The sequence below is a fragment of the Candidatus Omnitrophota bacterium genome (assembly GCA_041653595.1).
Lineage (GTDB): Bacteria > Omnitrophota > Gorgyraeia > Pluralincolimonadales > Pluralincolimonadaceae > Pluralincolimonas.
In genome coordinates this window covers 1-7,007 of the sequence record JBAZFB010000034.1, presented here as the reverse complement: position 1 = coordinate 7,007, position 7,007 = coordinate 1, and the positions used below count along the sequence as shown (strand labels likewise).

Sequence of the window (7,007 nt, the reverse complement as noted above, 5' to 3'; positions counted from 1 at the left end):
ATTCAACACGGCCATCGCCGGCATGATGGAACTCGTCAATGCGATATACCAGTCCGGCGCCGATAAAGAAGTTTTCTCGGCGCTCGTGTTGCTGCTTTCCCCGATCGCGCCGCATTTCTGCGAGGAGTTGTGGCGGTCACTCGGCAATAAGGAGAGCATCTTGAAAGCCGGCTGGCCGGAGTTCGACCCGAAGATGCTGGTCGAGGAGAATATTACGATAGTCATACAGGTGAACGGCAAGGTCCGCTCCAAGATCGAGGTGCCCGCCGGCATCACGGACGAGGAACTCAAGGAACTTATCCTTGCAGACGAAAAAGTAAAGCAGTGGCTCGGCGGCAAGACTCCGAAGAATATTGTTATTGTTCCCAAGAGGCTCGTAAGCATCGTTGTTTGACCTCACCGTGCAGGAGAAGAAGGTAATAATAGCCCTTAGCGCGTTCGCCGTCCTGGGGCTCGCGGTCCTGGCTTATAGGACCTATTTCGCGCGGCCAAAATTGCAGGTTATCCATTCCTCGGATTATAAAAAGACCGTAGAAAGCCGGAGCGCGGTAAATATCAATACCGCCGATGTCTCAGGGTTAGAGACGCTGCCCGGCATCGGGCCGAAACTCGCGAAGGAGATAGCGGAATACCGGACAGGGCACGGCCTTTTCCTCCTCAAAGAAGACCTCAGGAAGGTCAAGGGGATCGGACAGGATAAATTTGACAGGATCAGGGATTTGATTGTGCTTGAATAAGCCGGTTCGGTGTGATATATTATGGCCTTATTCTGCGGACCCCACCGGAAAAAATAATAGAAAGGAGTAGCGCGATGTTAAAATTAAGGATGGTTGCCGTATTCGCGGCTGTCTTCACCGCCATAGCGCTTACGGGCTGCAACGCGGCGAAGAAACCCGAGATAAGCGGGACCGGGGCTTCCAAGGCCGAGGCCCAGGCGCCGGCTCCCTCGGCCGCTAAAAGCGGGAAGGTCGTAGCCGAGATAGGCAACGAGAAGATAACCATCGACGACGTGAACGATATGATGAAGACCGTCCCCGAGCAGTACCAGGCCGTGGCGCAGGCGCATAAGGATATGCTGCTGGACAGCATGGTAAACCAGAAGCTGCTTTATTCCGAAGCCTCGAAACTGGGTTTCGACAAAGATCCGTCCGTCAAAAAACAGCTGGATGACCTCAAGAAAGAGCTGGTGATAAAGGCCTACCTGAAAAAAGAGATAGAGGAAAAGGTCAAGGTCACGGACGAAGACGCGAAGAAATACTACGAAGCGAATAAGGATAAATTCAAGGAACCCGAGAAGATAATGGTGTCGCATATATTGGTGGACAACGAGGCCGAGGCCAAGGATATCCTGGCTAAACTCAAGGGAGGCGCCGATTTCGCGGCCCTCGCGAAAGAGAAATCGAAGGACCCGAGCAAAGATAGGGGCGGGGAACTCGGTTTATTGAGCAAAGGCATGACCGTACCCGAATTCGAGCAGGCCGCGTTCGCGCTCCAACCCGGGCAGTTAAGCGCTGTGGTAAAGACCCAGTTCGGTTACCACATCATAAAAGTGACCGAGAAACAGCCTGAGAAGTTGATGGCTTATGATGATATAAAGGACCAGTTGAAGCAGATGCTTCTCTCCGATAAGCAGAAGGAGAGCTTCGAGGCCCTACTGAATGACCTGAAAGACAAGAATAAGGTCACGATCTATAAAGATGTCTTGATTCCTCCCCAGCCGAAGGCCGAGCCAAAGGCGGCACAGCCTAAGGCAGGGACACCCGCGGCCCCGGCAGCACCCGCTCCGGCGCAGCAGGGGAAGTAACAGGCTTTTTACAAATAAGCAATAGATGAGATCACCCTTAGCCTGGGCGGCATTTTTCTTATCTCTGGGGATCTGGATAAGCAATATTATCCGGGTCCCCTTTTTATTTATGTTTGCCGCCGTGGTCTTTTCCCTGATAGCCGCTTCGACTATGATTAAAAAAAAGGCCGCTTCGCTCGTATGTTTATCGGCCGCGTTGCTGTTTACCGGCTGCATTCTTTTACAGGCGAGGCAGGCGCTTCCGGTAAACCATATCAAGAATTTTACGGAGCCGGAACCAAGGGAAGTTTACGCGGAAGGGATAGTCGCCGACGATCCTGTCGCCGGAGAGACCTTCTACGGCGGAAAGAAGATGACCCTTACCCTGGTGGCGGAGCGTTTGGAGGACCGGGGGATAAAACATGAAGTCACCGGCAGGATAAAAATTTACCTGACAGGGGAACCGCGCCGGCCGGAAACGAATACGCCGTCATACGGCGACAGGATCCTTGTCAAGGGAAGGCTCTCAAGGCCAGCCGGACCGGGGAATCCCGGGGATTTCGATTACGCCGCCTATCTCGCGCGCAACCGCGTATTCTCGATATTAAGCGCGAGAACGCAGGATGCCTCCATCCTCGAAAAAGGGAAAGGCAACCCGGTCGTAAGCCTCGCGTATATTGCGCGGGGAAAGATAGAAGGCCTCATCTCCGGGAACCTTCCCGGAGAGAGCGCGAATTTCCTGAATGCCATACTCTTAGGCCTGAGGCAGGGCATGGGCAGCGATTTAAATGACGCGTTCATGCGGACCGGCACCGTCCATCTTATAGCGATAAGCGGCCTCAATGTGGGGCTTATCGTTTTTCTCGTCCTTCTTGTTTTGAGCGTCATCAGGGTCCCGAAAAAGGCCTGTATTATCCTCACGATAGCCTTCCTCGTTTTTTATGCCGTCCTCACTAACGGCACGCCTTCGGTGGTGAGGGCGACGGTGATGTCCATCGCGCTTTTGCTCGGCCTGCTCCTGGAGAGGGAGAATTCCCTTTCGAATTCCCTGGGGCTGGCGGCGTTGGTCATACTTTCATGCGATCCAGGCGCGCTTTTTGATATAGGGTTCCAGCTTTCGTTCGCGTCGGTCATCTCGCTTCTTTATCTGACCCCTAAGATCGAAAAGTTTTTCAATTTCGAGCGGAAGATAGCCGCGCGATTCCTGGCAAAATGGAAAAGATATGCGCTCGAGGCTTTCTTCGTCTCGCTCGCCGCGTGGATAGGCGTTATGCCGCTCACTCTGTATTATTTCAATATAATCACGCCGGTATCGGTCGCCGCGAACCTGGTCGCCGTGCCGCTCTCGTTCCTGATAACCATGGCCAGCGCCCCTTTCCTCGTCTTCGGCCTTATCTTTCCGCCCGCGGCTAAGGTCTTCGCGGCATCGGTATGGCTTTTCTGCGGGACTCTTTTTGCCACTAACGGTTTCTTCTCAAAACTCCCGTTCGCGTATATCTACCTTCCCAGTCCCCCGCTGTTCCTGATAGCCCTGTATTATCTTTTTGTCGTCGCGTTCGCGGAACGGGAACGGTTTAAGCTCTCTCCGCTGAAACTCTCGGCCGCGGCGCTGGCAGTCTTTAACATAATTATATGGGCCGGGGCTTTACGGCCGAACGACGGGAAGCTCAGGGTCACTTTCCTGGACGTGGGCCACGGAGATTCAGTCTTCGTGGAGTTCCCCTACGGCGGCAATATGCTGATAGACGGCGGCACCGGGAGCGGGGAGGACCGGGATTCCGGCAGGGGGACGGTTTTGCCTTTCCTCAGGCAAAAGGGGGTGCAGGTTCTGGACGCGGTGGTCCTTACCCATCCCGACATCGACCATGTCGGAGGCCTCGCCTCGGTCCTGGAAGGGATGAAGGTGAGGCATCTATTCGACAACGGGGCGGGAGCCGATACTTATGCTTACAGGCGTTTCAGGCGGGCAGAGAAGAGCATGCCGGGGTTAAGACGTTTTATCTTGGAACGTTATGATTCAATAGAAGGGATGAAAGGCGTCGGCATCCTGTGTTTCAGCCCTCCGGCTGGGTGGGTAAAGGATGCCAAAGTCACGGCAAACGATGCCTCTCTTGCCATGAGGATGGGATTCGGGGATCCGGTCATGCTGTTTTGCGGCGACATGGGGGACAAGGCCGTATCCGAGGCTATGTTCACCTCGCCCCGGCTCCTGAAGGCGGACTTATTGATGCTGCCCCACCATGGCGAGAAGATGGACGCCGGTAAAGAGGCTTTTGTCGAATGGGTCAAGCCGTCTTACGCCGTGATCTCCCAGGGGAGAGCAGCCGGGGAGACTGCCCGCTCTGAAGAGCTCTCCGATCTTCTTTCCGCCAAGGGGATAGAGGTCTTCAGGACCGGAAAGGGAGGGGCGGTCTTCGCCGTCACCGACGGTAAAGACCTTTCCGTCGGTAATTTCGAAAGTAAGTATACAATTTCACGTTGACAAATAGCACTTTGAAGTATAAAATTGATTCTACGAAGGGGGAAATAGATGTATTGGAATGATGATTTCCCTGAGAGAAGGCAGCAGCAGAGAGTCAATATGACTATGTCTGTGCAGTATAGAGGGATAAGGCAGGCAAATAACTCTATTGTTAATGCCATATCGAGGGATATTTCCAGCGGCGGCGCCCGCCTTTTGGTGAACGAATTCATCTCGGTATTTACGCGCCTTGTCCTGGAGATATCCGTTCCTTCCGCGCCTAAGCCGGTCAGGGCGGTCTCGAAGATCACCTGGGTGCGTAAGAGGCCGTATGGCGAACAATATGAAGTCGGGGCCCAGTTCATGGAGATGTCGGAAGAAGACAGAAGGGGCGTAGCCGACTTCATAGAAAAGTCGGTCCCCGGGACATAGGCCCGTCTTTATACCGAAGGTAAAACACGAGATAAACGATGAGAAAATATATCTTTGCGGTCACCGCAGCGGCCCTGTTCCTTTCGATGGCGCCGTCGCTGCACGCCTACTGGATCTGGACGCCTCAGACCGGGACGTGGATCAATCCCAAATGGGCGGTTAAGGATACGCCCCAGGAGCAGTTTGACTGGGCGATGAAGTTCTTTAAGGCGAAAGATTACAAAAAGGCGGTGGAAGAATTCCTGAGGCTCGTCCGTTTTTATCCGCAGGCCGAACTCGCCGCCGAGTCGCAGTATTACGCCGGGCAGGCTTACGAGGCGTTGGAGGAATACGAGCAGGCGTTCTACGCCTACCAGAAAGGGATCGAGACGTATCCGTTCTCTAAGCGCCTGGATGAGATGACCGAACGCGAATACCAGATAGCCGGCAAATTCTATGCCGGGGAGAAGGTCAGGCTCTGGGGCATACCGACGTTCCCGTCGGTATATAAGGCTATCGAGATGTACCAGAAAGTTGTGGATAACGCTCCGTACGGAAAATACGCCGACCAGTCCCTCTTCAAGATAGGGGAATGCTACAAGAAGGCGCGGGATTACCAGCAGGCGAGGCTCGCGTTCCAAAAACTGGTCGATGAACACCCTGAGAGCAAGCTTTCCGAGGAAGCCAATTTCCAGGTCGGGCTCTGCGCTTCCCAGGCGTCCCTGAAACCTAGCTACGACCAGTCTGTCACCGACGAGGCGCTCAAGTCGATAGAGGATTTCGCGAAACGCCATCCGGAGTCGAAGCTTACCGCCGAAGCGGATAAGATGCACCAGTCGCTGCGCGAGAAGAAGGCGGAGAGCGATTACACTATCGCGGAATTTTACTGGAAACAGAAATGGTATGACTCGGCCGGGGAATACTACAAGAACATAGTGACTAATTTCCCTGACACGGAGACGGCCAAGAAGGCGGAGGAAAGGTTAAAGATGATAGAGAGGAAGCAGAAAAAATGAAAAGGCGGCTCATATTCCTGTTGGCGATCTTCTGCGCCGCCTCGCTCGCGGGATGCGGTTACGCTACCCATACCACCGCCTATAAGAAAGCCACCAGGATATTCATAAGACCTTTTGATAACAAGGTCGACCTGAACATCGAAAGGGAATATTCGGACGCCAACCCTTACAGGTTATACCGCGCCGGGATGGAGACGAAGGTGACCGACGCGATAATAGACAGGTTCCTCGTGGACGGGTACCTGAAGGTCGTCTCGAGAGAGGACGATGCCGACCTGGTCTTGAGCGGCGCGCTCATCAATTTCGACAAACAGCCGTTGAGATACGACCAGAAAAGCGAGAATGTCGCCGAGTACAGGGCCAATATCATAGTCGATATGTCGCTTGAGAACGTGTCCCAGGGGAAGAAAACCTGGAGCGAAAAAGGATTTGTGGGTTTCTTCGAATACAACCAGTCCGGGCCGAATTCCGTATCCGAAGACGCCGCTATTAACAACGCGATCGCGGACCTGGCAAAAAGGATCGTCGAAAGGACCGTCGAGGATTGGTAGGTATTTTCCTCTTTTTAGGAACAGAGAACGCCCTTAAGGAAGAGACCCTCCGCGAACTGAAAGATAAGACCCTCTCCGGAGGGAATCCCGACCTCAATTACAATATATTCTATCCGGACCAGTTTGACCCCCACACTTTCCAGGACGCCGTAAATACGAACCCGTTCCTCAGCCCCGCCCGTTTCGTCGTGATAAGGGACATAGATAAACTGCCGCAGGAAGGAAAAGATTCGGTGATGAATTACGCCGGGAACCCGTCCGTGACCACTATCCTGGTAATGACGGCCGGCCTGTCGCCCAGGGATGCGGCCGGCGACCCTTTCCTTTCCGGATTATCAAAATTAGCCGAAGTCCGGGACTTCGAGAACTTAAGCGGGGAAAACCTCAGGCGTTATATCCTCGGGAAGGCCGCCTTTTTCAAGAAAGATATGGGCCGCGACGCCGTCGAGTTGATCATTTCGAAGATCGGGAGCGACCTGCAGAAATTGCGCATGGCGGTGGATAAACTGGCGAATTATACCGGTGACCGCAAGGCTATCGAAAAGAAAGATGTGGAGGTCCTCGTAGGAAGGTCGCTCGACGAGACGGTCTTTGACATGACCGGGGCGATGATGGACGGGCAGGCGTCGCGCTCCCTTTCGATATTATCCGGACTTTTAAGGGAATCGGTGCGCCCGGAGAACGTCATAGGGGCGATGGCGGCCGCTGTAAAGCGCGCCGCGAGGTCGAAAGGTTCCCCGGACAGGGCCAAAAAATGGCTTAAAGAGGCCCTCTCTTACCTGGCC

At 54.0% G+C, this 7,007-nt stretch carries 8 protein-coding genes; all 8 read left to right on the top strand.

Annotated features, from left to right (window positions below; translation table 11 throughout):
* A partial coding sequence (locus WC317_08030; GenBank protein ID MFA5340074.1) for a class I tRNA ligase family protein occupies positions 1-394 on the top strand: 394 nt, incomplete at its 5' end.
* Positions 387-737 (top strand): helix-hairpin-helix domain-containing protein, encoded by a 351-nt coding sequence (locus WC317_08025; GenBank protein ID MFA5340073.1) that lies wholly within the window; start codon positions 387-389, stop codon positions 735-737. The genes WC317_08030 and WC317_08025, both read left to right, overlap by 8 nt.
* A 74-nt stretch (positions 738-811) precedes the next feature.
* A complete protein-coding gene (locus WC317_08020) occupies positions 812-1,804 on the top strand; it encodes a peptidylprolyl isomerase (protein ID MFA5340072.1) in 993 nt (330 codons plus the stop codon).
* A gap of 25 nt (positions 1,805-1,829) precedes the next feature.
* Complete coding sequence (locus WC317_08015; protein MFA5340071.1) at positions 1,830-4,265, top strand: DNA internalization-related competence protein ComEC/Rec2; 2,436 nt, start codon at positions 1,830-1,832, stop codon at positions 4,263-4,265.
* Between the two features lie 48 nt (positions 4,266-4,313).
* A complete protein-coding gene (locus WC317_08010; protein ID MFA5340070.1) occupies positions 4,314-4,676 on the top strand; it encodes a PilZ domain-containing protein in 363 nt (120 codons plus the stop codon).
* 38 nt (positions 4,677-4,714) lie between these two features.
* Complete coding sequence (gene bamD / locus WC317_08005) at positions 4,715-5,671, top strand: outer membrane protein assembly factor BamD (protein ID MFA5340069.1); 957 nt, start codon at positions 4,715-4,717, stop codon at positions 5,669-5,671.
* Positions 5,668-6,222, top strand: coding sequence for an LPS assembly lipoprotein LptE (gene lptE / locus WC317_08000; protein ID MFA5340068.1), 555 nt, complete (start codon positions 5,668-5,670; stop codon positions 6,220-6,222). The genes bamD and lptE overlap by 4 nt, the downstream gene beginning before the upstream one ends.
* Positions 6,216-7,007 (top strand): DNA polymerase III subunit delta (gene holA, locus WC317_07995; protein MFA5340067.1); only part of this gene is annotated, 792 nt, incomplete at its 3' end. The genes lptE and holA, both read left to right, overlap by 7 nt.

Excerpts from the sequence above, each read along its gene's own strand:
- WC317_08015 (MFA5340071.1), top strand. The coding sequence starts at position 1,830 with ATGAGATCACCCTTAGCCTGGGCGGCATTTTTCTTATCTCTGGGGATC.
- WC317_08010 (MFA5340070.1), top strand. The coding sequence starts at position 4,314 with ATGTATTGGAATGATGATTTCCCTGAGAGAAGGCAGCAGCAGAGAGTC.
- WC317_08020 (MFA5340072.1), top strand. The coding sequence starts at position 812 with ATGTTAAAATTAAGGATGGTTGCCGTATTCGCGGCTGTCTTCACCGCC.
- bamD (MFA5340069.1), top strand. The coding sequence starts at position 4,715 with ATGAGAAAATATATCTTTGCGGTCACCGCAGCGGCCCTGTTCCTTTCG.
- lptE (MFA5340068.1), top strand. The coding sequence starts at position 5,668 with ATGAAAAGGCGGCTCATATTCCTGTTGGCGATCTTCTGCGCCGCCTCG.